This window comes from Streptomyces zingiberis (assembly GCF_012034935.1).
GTDB classification, from domain to species: Bacteria; Actinomycetota; Actinomycetes; order Streptomycetales; family Streptomycetaceae; genus Streptomyces; species Streptomyces zingiberis.
The window spans coordinates 140,830-155,475 of the sequence record NZ_JAATEN010000012.1 but is presented as its reverse complement, the minus strand read 5'-3'; the positions used below and the strand labels follow the sequence as shown (position 1 = coordinate 155,475).

12 protein-coding genes are annotated in these 14,646 nt (G+C 74.9%); 7 read left to right on the top strand and 5 right to left on the bottom strand.

Annotated features, from left to right (window positions below):
• Window positions 1-39: 39 nt before the first annotated feature.
• Both coaE and HCK00_RS16985 read left to right on the top strand, forming a co-directional pair.
• Complete coding sequence (gene coaE / locus HCK00_RS16990) at window positions 40-657, top strand: dephospho-CoA kinase (RefSeq protein ID WP_168102813.1); 618 nt, start codon at window positions 40-42, stop codon at window positions 655-657.
• A 227-nt stretch (window positions 658-884) separates the two neighbouring features.
• Window positions 885-1,265 (top strand): tetratricopeptide repeat protein, encoded by a 381-nt coding sequence (locus HCK00_RS16985; RefSeq protein WP_168102843.1) that lies wholly within the window; start codon window positions 885-887, stop codon window positions 1,263-1,265.
• Window positions 1,266-1,525: 260 nt separating this feature from the next.
• Here the strand turns inward: HCK00_RS16985 and HCK00_RS16980 are convergent, their stop codons facing one another.
• Complete coding sequence (locus HCK00_RS16980; RefSeq protein ID WP_168102812.1) at window positions 1,526-2,086, bottom strand: DUF488 domain-containing protein; 561 nt, start codon at window positions 2,084-2,086, stop codon at window positions 1,526-1,528.
• Between the two features lie 203 nt (window positions 2,087-2,289).
• Here HCK00_RS16980 and HCK00_RS16975 point away from each other — a divergent pair, with 203 nt between their 5' ends.
• A complete protein-coding gene (locus tag HCK00_RS16975; RefSeq protein WP_168102811.1) occupies window positions 2,290-2,937 on the top strand; it encodes a nucleoside/nucleotide kinase family protein in 648 nt (215 codons plus the stop codon).
• A gap of 41 nt (window positions 2,938-2,978) precedes the next feature.
• On the opposite strand, the gene HCK00_RS16970 is transcribed toward HCK00_RS16975, so the two are convergent.
• From HCK00_RS16970 to HCK00_RS16960, 3 genes are all read right to left on the bottom strand, one after another.
• Window positions 2,979-4,253 carry an FUSC family protein gene (locus HCK00_RS16970; RefSeq protein ID WP_168102810.1) on the bottom strand — a complete coding sequence of 425 codons (1,275 nt, stop codon included), beginning with the start codon at window positions 4,251-4,253 and terminating at the stop codon, window positions 2,979-2,981.
• A 64-nt stretch (window positions 4,254-4,317) separates the two neighbouring features.
• A complete protein-coding gene (locus tag HCK00_RS16965) occupies window positions 4,318-5,595 on the bottom strand; it encodes an MFS transporter (protein WP_240965642.1) in 1,278 nt (425 codons plus the stop codon).
• A gap of 456 nt (window positions 5,596-6,051) precedes the next feature.
• Complete coding sequence (locus tag HCK00_RS16960; protein WP_168102808.1) at window positions 6,052-6,963, bottom strand: glycerophosphodiester phosphodiesterase; 912 nt, start codon at window positions 6,961-6,963, stop codon at window positions 6,052-6,054.
• 458 nt (window positions 6,964-7,421) lie between these two features.
• On the opposite strand from HCK00_RS16960, the gene uvrB reads away from it, so the two are divergent.
• From uvrB to HCK00_RS16940, 4 genes are all read left to right on the top strand, one after another.
• Window positions 7,422-9,551, top strand: a complete 2,130-nt coding sequence (gene uvrB, locus HCK00_RS16955) for an excinuclease ABC subunit UvrB (RefSeq protein WP_168102807.1) — start codon at window positions 7,422-7,424, stop codon at window positions 9,549-9,551.
• A 308-nt stretch (window positions 9,552-9,859) separates the two neighbouring features.
• Window positions 9,860-10,438, top strand: a complete 579-nt coding sequence (locus HCK00_RS16950; protein ID WP_168102806.1) for a TerD family protein — start codon at window positions 9,860-9,862, stop codon at window positions 10,436-10,438.
• Between the two features lie 145 nt (window positions 10,439-10,583).
• Window positions 10,584-12,593, top strand: coding sequence for a TerD family protein (locus HCK00_RS16945; protein ID WP_168102805.1), 2,010 nt, complete (start codon window positions 10,584-10,586; stop codon window positions 12,591-12,593).
• A gap of 179 nt (window positions 12,594-12,772) precedes the next feature.
• Window positions 12,773-13,780: a TerC family protein gene (locus HCK00_RS16940; RefSeq protein ID WP_168102804.1), complete on the top strand. Its 1,008-nt coding sequence runs from the start codon at window positions 12,773-12,775 to the stop codon at window positions 13,778-13,780.
• Window positions 13,781-13,837: 57 nt separating this feature from the next.
• On the opposite strand, the gene HCK00_RS16935 is transcribed toward HCK00_RS16940, so the two are convergent.
• Window positions 13,838-14,494 carry an MBL fold metallo-hydrolase gene (locus HCK00_RS16935; RefSeq protein ID WP_168102803.1) on the bottom strand — a complete coding sequence of 219 codons (657 nt, stop codon included), beginning with the start codon at window positions 14,492-14,494 and terminating at the stop codon, window positions 13,838-13,840.
• Between the last annotated feature and the right edge of the window lie 152 nt (window positions 14,495-14,646).

The window sequence follows — 14,646 nt, the reverse complement described above, 5'->3', positions numbered from 1 at the left end:
CCGCCGCCCTCCGGGGATACCGGCCGGTAGGGTGAGGCCATGCTGAAGGTGGGCCTGACGGGCGGGATCGGTGCCGGGAAGAGCGAGGTGTCCCGGCTGCTCGCCGGGCACGGGGCGGTGATCGTGGACGCCGACCGCATCGCGCGGGAGGTCGTCGAGCCCGGTACCCCCGGGCTGGCCGCGGTCGTCCAGGAGTTCGGGCCGCGGATCCTCACCCCCGGGGGCACCCTGGACCGCGCCCGCCTCGGCCGTCTCGTCTTCTCCGATCCGGAGCGGCTGCGGGCGCTCAACGCGATCGTGCACCCCCTGGTCGGCGCCCGCTCCGCCGAGCTGGAGCGCGCCGCCCCCGGGGACGCCGTCGTCGTGCACGACGTGCCGCTGCTCACCGAGAACGGCCTCGCCCCGCTGTACGACCTGGTCGTGGTGGTCGACGCCGCGCCGGAGACCCAGCTCGGCCGGCTGGTCCGGCGGCGCGGGATGACGGAGGACGAGGCGCGTTCCCGGATGGCCGCGCAGGCCACCCGGGACGAACGGCTCGCCGTCGCCGATCTCGTCATCGGCAACGACGGCCCGATCGAGGCGCTGGAGCCGCGGGTCGGCGAGGTCTGGGAGGAGCTGAGCCGGCGGGAACGGGCGGCCCGCGCGGCCGGCGGCTGAGCGGTCCCGCGCCGAGGCGGTCCGCGGACGACGGGCCCCGCGCCCGGCGCACGGCTCCGCCCCCGTCCGGTCCTTCCCGCTCCGGGATCCGGCGGCCGCGTCCGCACCGGGTGGCCGGGGCCAGGGGGCCGGGAATGCGCCGAGCGCGAACCGCGTTGAGCGGGCGTACGGAGCGGAGACCGGCCCCCGGGGCCGTCCCGGCTCCGGGAAGGAGAAGTCCGGTGACCATGAGCCCCGAGACCAACGTCATCCAGTTCCGCGCCGCCGAGCACCTGCTGGCCGCCCGTGACCCGCTGGGCGCCGTCAAGCTGCTGGACTCCGTCGTCACGGACCACCCGGAGAACACCGCGGCCCGGCTGCTGCGCGCCCGTGCCTACTACCACGCGGCGCAGCTCCGCCCGGCCGAGCAGGAGTTCCAGGTCGTCCTGGAGCGGGAGCCCGACAACGCCTTCGCCCACTTCGCCCTGGCCCGCACCCTGCAGCGGGCCGACCGGGCGGCGGAGGCCACCCGCCACTTCCGGCTCGCGGCGGCCCTGGACCCCCGACCGGAGTATCTGGCGGCGGCCGGCTTCGGCGGGACGGCGGGCCCCTGGCCCGCTACGGGCTGAGCCCGGGGCGGCACGGTGCCGTGCGCGCGGCCCGGGTCTCGCGTTCCGGCTTCCGGCCCCAGCGGTGCCACCGCCTTTGCCCCGGCCCCGGGTCCGTCTCAGGACCCGGGGCCGGAGTGCGTCCCAGGGACCGGCCCGGCCGGTGGCGCGGTGGGGGGCCCGGGTTTGCGGTGACGGCGCGGGCGCTGGGGGCGCAAGGGGCCCCGGAGCGGGACTTTCCCGGCCGGGCGCCCCTCCTCCCTCGCTCCCAGGGGAGGAGGTCAGTCCCGGCGTGCCCGCGGCTCCCCGTCCGGGCGGTCGTAGACCAGCAGCCCGTCCTCGCGCAGCCGCGCCCCGGCGGTGGGCGGGTGCGGGGTGAGCCGGCCGTCGTGGGCCAGGTGGAGTACGGGCGTTCCCCGGGCCAGCACGGCGAAGTCCGCGATGAGCCGCCGATGGCAGCGCCACCACACCGATTCGCCGCACATCACCGCCGTGGAGGCGGTGGCCGCCTCCGACAGGAGATCGTCCATGGCGGCGCGGAAGTCCGGGTCGCGGGTGTGGCCCGCGTAGCCCCGGAACGAGTCGTTCCGCCAGAAGGTGTCGGGGGAGCCGGGCGCCGCGCGCCGGAAGCCGCCGAGCCGGGGCTCCCAGCGGTACCCGATATCCGCGCCGGGCAGCCACGAGCCCAGCGCGGCCCGGGACACGTCCGGGTTGCGGCGGCTGCCCGGCGCCGTCCGCACGTCCACGACACCCGCGATGCCGGCCTCGCGCAGCAGTTCGGTGAGAAACTCCCGGCCGGCCGTGCCATGGCCGAAGGTGAACAGGGGGCGAGGGGTGCTCAACGCGGACCACTCCGATCGGACGGCGACGGACAGCGTCGCGGTACCCCGGGGAGCACGGTGGTATCACGCCCGGCCGGGGCCCGCGGGGGCGCCAACCGGGTGAGGGCGCCGCCACGTCCGGACCGCCGCGGATCCGCTCTCCCCGTCCCCGCGGCTCTCCGCCCGCTCGCCGGGAACGGGGGCCGGACGGGGATGATGGCTCCATGCGGATGGAAGCGATCTCCTGGGAACGGCTGACGGAGGCGCTGGCGGAGCGGATCGGCACGGCGGGGCCCGGCGCGGACGGCGGGCCGTGGCTCCGCGTCGCGCTCGACGGGGCACCCGCCGCCCGGCCCGGGGGCCTCGCGGCGCGGCTCGCCGAGGCGCTGCGGCTCCACGGCCGGCCCGCGCTCCCCGTCGCGGCCGGTGGTTTCCTCCGCCCGGCCGCGCTGCGCTACGAGACCGGGCGGGAGGATCCCGAGGCGTACTACGAGCGCCGGCTCGACACCGGGGCGCTGTGGCGTGAGGTGTTCGGGCCGCTGGAGCCCGGAGGCAGTGGGCGGGTGCTCCCGGACCTGTGGGACCCGGAGGCGGACCGCGCCACCCGCAGCCCCTACACCGCGCTGCCGCCCGGGAGCGTGCTGCTGCTCCACGGCCCGCTGCTGCTCGGCCACTGGTTCCCCTTCGACCTGACGGTCCATCTGCGGCTGTCGCCGGGAGCCCTGGAGCGCCGCACACCGGTGGGGGAGCGCTGGACGCTGCCCGCCTTCGCCCGCTACGAGGCGGAGATCCGGCCCGAGGAGACGGCGCATGTCGTGGTCCGGGCGGACGACCCGCGGCGACCGGCGTGGAACGGTACCGCCCTGGGCTGACCACCGGCCCGGCCCCGGGTTCCGTCCTTCCCGGGCCGCCGTCAGGCCGGGCTCTCCTCCTGCCGGGTCTTCCCCGGACGCCGCCCCGACCGGTGGGAGCCGGCGCCCGGCAGCCGGCGGCGGAGCCGCCGCTTGAGCCGGTCGATACGCGGGTGGCGGTGGCGCTGCTCCCGCGAGTAGCGGTCGAGCTCCTCCGCCAGCCGCATCGAGCGTTTGTCCACGTCCAGTTCGTCGAGGAACCGGTCCACCTCCGCGAGCAGCGCGCCGTGCAGCTGCCACTGGCGGGGGTGTTCCTGCACCTTCTCCAGCAGCAGCCGGGCCACGTGCTCCCGGCTCATCCGGGCCGCGGACAACTCGGTGAGCAGGAACGTCTCGGCGTCCTCGGCGTTCTCGCTGACCTGATCGGTGATCAGGACGGCGAAGCTGTCCACCGCTCCGGCCATGTTGGTGAAAAGCTCGCGCAGCGCGTCCGAGACGTCCTTGGGGAACAGCGCCTCCTCCGTGCGCGCCCGGGCCAGGTCGGCCAGGCTGCGGGTGGTCACGCGCAGTATCACCGCGCAGATCTCCAGGGTGTCCAGACCGGTCCGCAGCACGATCCGGGAGAGCAGCCCCTCCCGCACCCGGGGATTGAACCGCAGGCTCTCCTCGGCGCGGGTGAGATCCTGGTCCACCTCGGAGATGTCCTGGTCGAGGCGGCGCGCCTCCTTCAGCCGGGCGTCCGCCACCTCCACCGGGGTGTGACCGCCGAGTTCGTCGCCGGTGTCCTGGAGCAGCTTCGCCATCCGGCGGGCGAGGTCCTTGATGGAATCGCCCGCGTCCTCCACCCACACCGGTGGGACGAAGACCAGGTTGAACAGCAGCCCCACCCCGGCGCCGACCAGGGTCTCCAGCACCCGGGCCAGGGCCAGGTCGGTCGAGTGGGCCACGCCGAGGACGAGCATCGCGGAGATCGCCACCTCCGGGACGAACTCCCCGGCCCGTACCAGATGGCCGGTGACCAGGGCGGAAATGATCAGCAGCCCGAGACTCCACCAGGCGAGGCCGACCCAGGCGGCGAACCCCACCGCGACGAGCACCCCCGCGACGACGGCGTTGACCCGGCGGATACCGCTGGTGAGCGTGGCGTAGAGGGTGACCTGGACGACGAGCAGCGCGGTCAGCGGGGCCAGCAGCGGGGGCGGTGAGGACCCCAGCAGGTAGACGGCCGCCGCGTACGAGAGGGTGGCGGCGGTCGCGGAGCGGAGCGTCTGGACGACGACGGGCTCCCTGCGGCGCCGGACGAGCTTGGCCACGGGCTCCGGGACGACATCGCGCATTCTGTCCGCATTCCCGCTTCACCAGCAGGGATTCGCCGCGGAGGCGCCGCGCCACCCGGCTGGGTCACCCCTCCTCGCCACCCGGCGCGCCCCGTCCGGCGGACACGGCCGGAGGCGGGCCGCCCGGACCCGGACGGAACCTCAGGCGGAGCGTGAGGACGGCCGCCGGGAGGAGCAGCAGTGCGGCCAGGGCGTTGAGCCGGCCGTACCCGGCCCCGGCCACCACCAGCCCGGCCACCACGCCGCCCACCCCCGCCGACGCGTTCATCGCCAGGTCCGACAGGCCCTGCACCGCGGCGCGGGCGCTCTGCGGCACCGAGTCCGTCAGCAGCGCCGAACCCGACACCAGCCCCGCGGACCAGCCCAGGCCGAGGAGGAACAGCCCCGCCGCGGTGCGGCCGTGGGCGCCCCCGGCCGTGCCCGCCAGCAGAGTCGCCACCGCCACCAGCCCCAGCGCCAGCGCGATCACCGGCAGCCGGCCGGCCCGGTCGCTCAGCCGGCCCATCAGCGGGGAGAAGGCGTACATGCCCGCGATGTGACCGCTGATCACCAGGCCGATCAGCTCGATGTCCGCGCCGTGGTGCGCCAGGTCGACCGGGGTCATCACCATGACGGCGACCATGGCCGTGTGCGCGGTGGCGACCGTGACCAGCGCCAGCCGGGCCGGCCGGGATTCCGCCACCGCGGCGAGCCCGGCGCGCAGCGACCCGGCACGCCCCGGCGACGCGCTCTCCCCGGCGAGGGCGCGGGCGGTGAGCAGCGGGTCCGGGCGGAGCAGCACGGCCACCACGAGCGCGCACAGCAGGAAGACGGCCGCCGCCCACAGGAAGGGGCCGGCGGCCGGGGGTATGCCGAGCCCCGTCACGCTCCGGCCGGCCGGCGCCGCCACGTTCGGCCCGAGGACGGCGCCCACGGTGGTGGCCCAGACGACGGTGGAGATGGCCCGGGCCCGGCGCTCGGCGGGGGCGAGATCGGCGGCGGCGAACCGGGCCTGCAGATTGGCCGAGGAGGCCGCACCGAAGAGGGCCATCCCCAGCAGGAGCAGCGGGAAGGAGCCGGCGACCGCGGCCAGGACGGTGAGACCGCCGCCCGCCGCGCCGATCGCGTACGCGAGGGTGAGCCCGGGCCGCCGGCCGCGCGCGGCCATCAGGGCGGCCAGCGGCACGGAGAGCAGGGCGGTGCCCAGGACCGCGGCCGTGGGGCCGAGCCCGGCCACCGCGGCCGAGCCGCCGACCTCCTGGGACAGCACGGAGGAGAGGGCGACCCCGATCGCGACGCCGAGCCCGCCGAGGATCTGGCTCACGACGAGGACCGCCGTGGTCCGCCGGCGCAGCGCGGGCAGATCCGCCGGATCCGGGGCCGCGCGGGCGGACGGGGGCGCGCCGGGGGACGCGGCTCCGGACGGGGCGGGCGGGGTGTCCCGGGGGTCGGCCGGGCCCTGGGCTGTGGTCACGGCCCGAGTCTGCCGGACCCCACCGACAGGGCGCACGGCCCGTGCTCCGGGGGAGGGCCCGGGCCGGGAGGCCGCGCGCTGCCGTCCCCCGGGCGGCCTGGGCGGCTGGGTGGGCCGGGCGGCCCCGGCGGTCGGAACAGGGGCTGCGGGAGCACTCCCGCCGGCTCCAGCAGCGCACGCTTCATCGACGGCCCGCCGCCGAAGCCGCCCAGCGGCCGGCGCGGGCGGCCCCGGCGGAACCCGCGGCGGGCAGACGGAGGCCGCCGGCCGGGTGCTCCCCGGCCGGCGGCCACGTGGTCACCGGCGGACTGCGCCGGACTGCGCCGGACTGCGCAGTCCGGCGGGTCAGCGTCCGGCCAGGGCCGGGGCCCCGGCCGCCGTCCGGCCGCCGACGGCCTTCGCCACCACGTCCGGGTGGTTGGTGATGATCCCGTCCACCCCGAGGCCGGCGAGCGACGCGGCGGTGGGCCCGTCGTTGACCGTCCAGGTCAGCAGTTCCAGGGGCTTGCCGTGGGCGCCCTTCAGACGGTGGACGGCGGCCACGTACTCGGCGGTCACCGTCCGGAAGCTGGGGTTGATCTGGTCGGTGAACTCCGCGTAGGCGGGCAGGTCCGCCACCGCCGGGGTGCCCAGGAAGCCGGTCTTCACGTCCGGGCGCTGCTCGTGCACCGCCTTGACGCTCTCCGCGGAGAAGCTCTGCACGATCAGCTTGGAGCGCACGTGGTACGGGCTCAGCCAGCCGGTCCACCGCAGCTCCCGCAGGATCTGCCGCTCGATGCCCGGGTACAGCTCCGGCGCCTTGGTCTCCAGCAGCAGGTTCTGCCGGTTGCGGGTCAGCGTGCGGAGGAACTCGCGGAGGGTGGGGATCCGCTCCCCGGCGTACTCGGCGGAGAACCAGCTGCCCGCGTCGAGCTGCCGGATCTCCCGCAGGGTGAAGTCGGCGACGTTCCAGGGGGCGCGGTCGGGGAAGACCTCCTCGACGTTCGTCGTGCGGGCGAGCGTCGTGTCGTGGATGACGACCAGCGCGCCGTCCCGGGTGCGCTGGACGTCGTTCTCCACCCAGAGCGTGCCGAGCTCGTCCGCCTTGTCCGCGGCGGCGAGGGTGTTCTCGGGGGCGTAGCCGGAGGCGCCGCGGTGGGCGACGACCACCGGGTCCCCGGGGGAGCCGGCGGCCGCCTGGGCCGCCGGCGCGGAGAGGAAGAGTGCGGAGAACCCCAGCACCGCGCCGGTGAGAGCTGCGACAGGGCGTGTGAGCACGTGGACTCCTCGCGTCGGGTGTTCACGGACCCGCCGAGGTTCCCAGCCGCCCGCCAACACGAAACAGGCGTGGGATGGCCAGAAAGTGAACGAGCGACTCCGCAGAGTTGTGTGTCCGCTCTTGTCACGATATGGAGTGGTGAGCGCTCCCGTCGCGCCGTCCGGGGCGTGTCACGGGTGATTGCCGTCGCCACAGGGGTCTCATCCGCCCTGGAAACCCCGGGCGGGCGGGCCCTCCCGGGTGGGCCGGGACGGCTTGATCCGATCGGGGGACACCGCTGCTGCCGCCGGGCGCCGGTGGCTGGACGGCCCGTACCGGCCCGGAGCGGACCGTACCGGCGGGTACCGGCGGCCCGGAGCGGCCCGGAGCGCCGGTGCCGCCGGGCGCCGGCCGGGCCGCCCGGCCCCCACGTCCGTCCGGAACGCCGGTTGTCGGTGCCGGGCCGTACGGTGGTGACATGCGGCCCGTATCCCACATCGAACGCACGGTGGCGCCCTTCGAGGTCGTCAGCCCGTACCGCCCCAGCGGTGACCAGCCCGCGGCCATCGCGGACCTGGAGCGGCGCGTCCGCGCCGGCGAGCAGGACGTCGTGCTGCTCGGCGCCACCGGCACGGGCAAGTCGGCGACCGCCGCCTGGATGATCGAACGGCTCCAGCGGCCGACCCTGGTGATGGCGCCGAACAAGACGCTGGCCGCCCAGCTCGCCAACGAGTTCCGCGAGCTCCTGCCGAACAACGCCGTCGAGTACTTCGTCTCCTACTACGACTACTACCAGCCCGAGGCGTACGTCCCGCAGTCGGACACCTACATCGAGAAGGACTCCTCCATCAACGAGGAGGTCGAACGGCTGCGCCATTCGGCGACCAACGCCCTGCTCACCCGGCGTGACGTCGTGGTGGTCGCCTCCGTCTCCTGCATCTACGGCCTGGGAACCCCGCAGGAGTACGTCGACCGGATGGTCCCCCTGCGCGTCGGCGAGGAGTACGACCGCGACGAGTTGCTCCGCCGCTTCGTCGGCATCCAGTACGCCCGCAACGACACGGCCTTCACCCGGGGCACCTTCCGGGTCCGCGGCGACACGATCGAGATCTTCCCGGTCTACGAGGAGCTGGCCGTCCGCATCGAGATGTTCGGGGACGAGATCGAGGCGCTCTCCACCCTCCACCCGCTCACCGGCGAGGTCATCAGCGAGGACCAGCAGCTCTACGTCTTCCCCGCCAGCCACTACGTCGCCGGCCCGGAGCGCATGGAGCGGGCCGTCTCCGCCATCGAACGGGAGCTGGCGGAGTCCCTGGAGCGGATGGAGCGCCAGGGCAAGCTGCTGGAGGCCCAGCGGCTGCGGATGCGCACCACCTACGACATCGAGATGATGCGCCAGATCGGCACCTGCTCCGGCATCGAGAACTACTCCCTGCACATCGACGGACGGGAGACCGGCTCCCCGCCGCACACCCTCCTCGACTACTTCCCGGAGGACTTCCTCCTGGTCATCGACGAGTCGCATGTCACCGTGCCGCAGATCGGGGCGATGCACGAGGGGGACGCCTCCCGCAAGCGCACCCTGGTCGACCACGGCTTCCGGCTGCCCTCCGCGATGGACAACCGGCCGCTGAGGTTCGAGGAGTTCCAGGAGCGGGTCGGCCAGACCGTCTACCTTTCCGCCACCCCGGGGCCGTACGAACTCTCCCGTTCCGCGGGCGTCGTCGAGCAGATCATCCGGCCCACCGGCCTGGTCGACCCGGAGGTGGTGGTCAAGTCCACCGAGGGGCAGATCGACGACCTGGTGCACGAGATCCGGGTCCGTACCGAGCGGGACGAGCGCGTCCTGGTGACCACGCTCACCAAGAAGATGGCCGAGGACCTCACCGACTACTTCCTCGAACTCGGCATCCAGGTCCGCTACCTCCACTCCGACGTGGACACCCTGCGCCGCGTCGAGTTGCTGCGGGAACTGCGCTCCGGGGAGTTCGACGTCCTGGTGGGCATCAACCTCCTCCGTGAGGGACTCGATCTGCCCGAGGTCTCGCTGGTCGCGATCCTCGACGCCGACAAGGAGGGTTTCCTCCGCTCCGGCACCTCCCTGATCCAGACCATCGGCCGGGCGGCGCGGAACGTCTCCGGCCAGGTCCACATGTACGCCGACAAGATCACGCCGGCCATGGATCGGGCCATCGAGGAGACCAACCGCCGCCGGGAGAAGCAGATCGCCTACAACCGGGAGAAGGGGGTCGACCCGCAGCCGCTGCGGAAGAAGATCAACGACATCGTGGCCACCATCGCCCGCGAGGAGATCGACACCCAGGAACTGCTGGGCACGGGCTACCGCGCCCCGGGGGACGGCCGGGAGGCGAAGAAGACCCCCGTGCCCGCCCTCGGCGGCAAGGCGGCCGCCGCCTCGGGCCGCCGCGAGCCCGCGGTGCCCACCGACCGTCCCGCGGCCGAACTGGCCGAACTCATCGAGGAGATGACGGACCGGATGCGCGCCGCCGCGGCCGATCTCCAGTTCGAGGTGGCGGCCCGTCTCCGGGACGAGGTCGGTGAACTCAAGAAGGAGCTCCGCCAGATGCGGGAGGCAGGACTCTCCTGAGGCCGCCTTCCCCCCGGAGCCGGAGCCGGAGCCGGAGCCGGGAGTTCCGGGGGACCGGAACCGGGTGCGGCCGTGCGGCCCCGCCGCCGCGCCGCCGTGCCGCCCCGGGCCGTGGGGTCCCGCCGCCCGTTCCGCCGCGGGGCGCCCGGTGCCCGCGCACCCCGTCCGACCAGCGCCGCGGCCGGTGGGATTGTGTTGCAAGAACGACACAAAGCGCGACCGGGCGGCGGCGCTGTCGGTGGCACTGCGTAGGGTTCACCTCACCCCGGGAACACCGGCGGCTTCCAGGTTTCGAGAGGGGACAGCGCGTGACCGTCAACTTGTCCAAGGGCCAGGGCATCAGCCTCGAGAAGTCCGGCGGCGGAGCGCTGAGCTCGGTGCGCATGGGCCTGGGCTGGAAGGCCGCCCCGCGCCGGGGACTCTTCGGCAAGCGCACCAAGGAGATCGACCTGGACGCCTCCGCGGTGCTCTTCGCCGGTGAGCAGCCGGTGGACGTGGTCTTCTTCCGCCACCTCGTCAGCGACGACGGCTCCGTGCGGCACACCGGTGACAACCTGGTCGGCGGCGCCGGCCAGGGCGGGGACGACGAGGCCGTCCTCGTCGACCTCCAGCGCGTCCCGGTCCACGTCGACCAGATCGTCTTCACCGTCAACTCCTTCACCGGGCAGACCTTCGCCGAGGTGGAGAACGCCTTCTGCCGCCTGGTCGACGAGACCACGGGCCAGGAGATGGCGCGGTACACCCTGACCGGCGGCGGGCAGTACACCGCCCAGATCATGGCCAAGGTCCACCGGACCGGCGGCGGCTGGACGATGACCGCCCTCGGCACCCCCGCCAACGGCCGCACCTTCCAGGACCTGATGCCGGCGATCGTCCCGCATCTGTGACGACCCGGCCCGGTGACCCGCCCGGCGCGCCCCGGCACGGGGGGCGCCGGGCGGGTCCGGCCGGTTCCGTGCCGCCGCGCCCCGGTCCCGCCGCGGGCGGGCGCGCCGGCGCGCAGCAGGAGTGACGCACCGAGGGGGACGCAGGATGACGGCCGAGCTGGTCCGCGGGCAGAACCATCCGCTGACGGAGACCCGCCTGGAGATCACGGTCTCCACCGGTGACCCGGTCCTGGCCGGGATCCTCCTCGCGGACGCCCGGGGCCACGTCGCCGGCCCGGACGGCGTCGTCCACCCCGGCGCCCCGCGCCGCCCCGGCCTGGAGGTGCCCGGGCGGGCCGCGGCGAGCCACCGGCTGACCGTGGACCTCGGCGCGCTGGACGAGACCGTCCACCGGGTGACCGTCGCGCTCGCCCTGGCCGCCGGGGCGGCCGGGCCGGACCGGTTCGGCGCGACGGCCGCCCCGTTCACCGCGGTCCACGGCCCCGGCGCCGCCGAGCTGGTGAGCTTCACCCTCACCGGCCTCGGCCCCGAGACCGCTGTCGCCGCCCTGGAGTTCTACCGGCGGCAGGGCGCCTGGCGGGTCCGCGCCGTGGGCCAGGGCTACACCGGCGGTCTCGCCGGACTCCTGCGCGACCAGGGACTCGCCGAGGGCGCCGGCGCGCTGGCCGCCGCCGCTCACGAGGCCGCCGCCCCGGTCCCGCGCCACGCCACCGCCTCCCGGACGGCCGGTGACGGAACCCCGGCGGCCGTGGCCCCCCCTCCGCGGCCCGGCGAGCCGGCGCCCGCCACGGCTCCGCCACCGGCCGCTCCGCCGATGGCGGCCGTCCCTCCAGCCGCCCCGTCCGGGCAGGCGTCCGAGCCGTCCGCACCACCCCAGCCGCTCCCGGCCGGCGGTGGCCGCGTGGACTACCGGCACCCGGGCCGGGCCGGCGGTCCCACCGCGGCGGGACCGCCATCACCGCAGCAGGCTTCGCAGCAGGCTCCACAGCGGTCACCGCAACAGGACCCGCCCGCCGGCCCGCCGCGGCCCGTCGCCGGGGACGCCGAGGGGTGGACCCCGGAGGAACGCCTCTACAACCAGGTTCGCGGCATGTTCGAGGATCTGGCCCGGGCCGTGGCCGCCTACCGCTCCGCGGTGTCCTTCGCCGATGCCCGCCGTGAGCGGGAGCTCGGCCAGGCGCTGGCCGACCCCCGCTCCCGGACCGGGGGGACGGCCGGGCGGGCCCGCGCCGAGGCGGAGGCCCGGCACGCGGCGCTCGTGACCCGGGCCCGCGCCGTGCTCGACCGTGACCTGGCGCAGCTGACCGCCGAGTCGGAGGTGGTGGAGCCGGCCCTGCCGCCCGCCTTCGCCCGCTGGGACAACCCCGTATGGCACGGCTACCGGGTGCCGATGGAGAACCCGATGGCGCTCCGCCTGGGCGACCTGCACCTCCCCGAGCGGCCGGAGCTGCGGATCCCGCTGCTCGTACGGCTGCCCCTGGAGACCGGTCTGTGGATCGACGGCGGGCGTACGGGCACCACCGCGGACCTGGCCGCCGGTCCCGGCGGGACACGGCGCGCCGCCGCCGAGGCCGCGGTCGCCCTCGCCGCCCGGCTGCTCGCCGTCCACCAGCCCGGGGACTACACCCTCCACGTCCTCGACCCGGCCGGCTCCGCCGCCGCCTCCCTCGCCCCGCTGCTGGAGTCCGGCGCGCTGCCCGGCCCGCCGGCCGCGGGCGCCGCCGGGGTCACCGCGGTGCTCTCGGAGCTGACGCGCCGGGTGGACCTGCTGCACATGGCCGTCCGGGGCGGCGCGCCCGACGCCCTCCCGCCGGATCTCGCCGCCGGCGAACACCTGCTGCTGGTCAACGACTTCCCGCACGGGTTCGACGACCGGGCCGTCACCCGGCTCCGCTACCTGGCCGACGAGGGCCCGGCCGTCGGGGTGCATCTGCTGATGGTGGCCGACCGCGAGGACGCCCGTGCCTACGGTCCGCTGCTCGACCCGCTGTGGCGTTCGCTGCTGCGGATCACACCCGTCCCCGACGACCATCTCGCCGACCCCTGGGTCGGGCACGCCTGGACCTATGAGCCTGCGCTGGTCCCGGCGGGGAGCCGGGTGCTGGTCCAGGTGCTCCGCCAGGTGGCCGAGGCCCGCCGCGCCTGGGGGCGCTGAACCGGCCCCCGCGCCCCGGCGTGCCCCGATGCGCACCCCCGGTGACCAGGAGATTTTTACCTTTCTTTGCCCAATGGGTACGCTGCTGCGGTGTACTGGGGCACCTTGCTGTGCAAGCCCCGGACTCCGGAGCCGCCGGAACCCCGGGAACCGGCCCGGACCGCAGCACGAGGAGCGCCGTGGACGTATCGCTGAATCTCTGGATCCTGACCGTGGTCGGCCTGTCCGTCCTCATCGCGGTGGACTTCTTCATCGGCCGCAAGCCCCACGACGTCTCGATCCGTGAGGCGGGCATCTGGACGGTCGTCTGGATCGTGCTCGCCGCGCTGTTCGGGCTCGGTCTGTACCTCACCGGCGGGGGGACGCCGGCCGGTGAGTTCTTCGCCGGGTACATCACCGAGAAGTCCCTGAGCGTCGACAACCTCTTCGTCTTCGTCCTGATCATGGCGAAGTTCGCGGTGCCCAGCATCTACCAGCAGCGGGTGCTGATGATCGGCGTGCTCATCGCGCTGGTCATGCGCGCGGGCTTCATCGCCGCCGGGGCGGCCCTCATCGCCTCCTTCTCCTGGATCTTCTACATCTTCGGCGCGTTCCTGATCTACACGGCCTGGAAGCTGATCCAGGACGCCCGCAAGGAGGAGCAGGACGAGGAGTACGAGGAGAGCAAGCTGCTGAAGGCGATCGAGACACGGGTCCCCTCCACCTCCACCTGGCACGGCACCCGGCTCTTCGTCCGGGAGCACGGCAAGCGGCTGATCACGCCGATGTTCGTGGTGGTGCTGGCCCTCGGCACCACGGACCTGCTCTTCGCGCTGGACTCGATCCCCGCGATCTTCGGTCTCACCAAGGACCCGTACATCGTCTTCACCGCCAACGCCTTCGCGCTGATGGGGCTGCGGCAGCTGTACTTCCTCATCGGCGGCCTGCTGAAGAAGCTGGTCCACCTCTCCTACGGGCTGTCGATCATCCTCGGTTTCATCGGCGTCAAGCTGCTGCTGCACGCCCTGCACGAGTCCGGGGTGCACGTCCCGGAGATCAGCACCCCGGTGTCCCTGGGGGTGATCGTCGCCGTGCTGGCCATCACCACCGTGACCAGCCTCTACGCCTCCTCCCGCGAGGGCGGGGAGGGGTCCGGCCCGGAGGGCGGCCCGTCCGGCTCCCCGGAGAAGGACCGCACCGGCGCCTGACCGCGCCGTTCCCGCCGGGGTCCCGCGAGCCGCGGGGCCCCGGCGGGGCCGTGTCCGTCACCAGCCGCGGGCGCGCCACTCGGGCAGCTGCGGGCGCTCGGCGCCCAGCGTGGTGTCCCGGCCGTGCCCGGGGTAGACCCAGGTCTCGTCCGGCAGGGCGCCGAAGAGCTTGGTCTCCACGTCCGCCAGGAGGCTCGCGAACGCCTCCGGATCCTTGTTGGTGTTGCCGACCCCGCCCGGGAAGAGGCAGTCGCCGGTGAAGGCGTGCGGGTGGCCGTGCGGGTCGTCGTAGACCAGGGCGATGGAGCCGGGGGTGTGGCCGGTCAGATGGCGGGCGGTGAGCGCGATCCGGCCGAAGTGGACGGTGTCCCCGTCCTCCACCAGGACATCCGTGGAGACGGGGATGCCCGCCGCGTCGTAGCGGCCGGCGTAGGTGCGCGCCCCGGTGGCCTCGACCACCTCGGCCAGCGCCTGCCAGTGGTCGCCGTGCCGGTGCGTGGTGACGACACCCGTGAGACCGCCGTCACCGATGAGCCGCAGCAGGGTGCCCGGTTCGGCTGCGGCGTCGATCAGCAGCTGCGCGTCGGTGGCCCGGCAGCGGAGCAGATACGCGTTGTTCTCCATCGGGCCGACGGCCACCTTGGAGATCATCAGGTCCGTCAGTTCGTGCACGTCGGCCGGTCCGCCGACCTTCACCGTTCCGCTGTAGGTCATGGCGCCAGCCTAGTGGCGGCGGCCGGGGGCGCGGGCTCCGCGGCGGGGGCCGGGCCGGCCCCGGGCCGGTGAGCCGGGACGAGCCGGCGGCAGGGGCCGGCGGCGGGAACGGGCGGCAGGAACGGACGGCAGGAGGGGACGCCAGGCGGGGG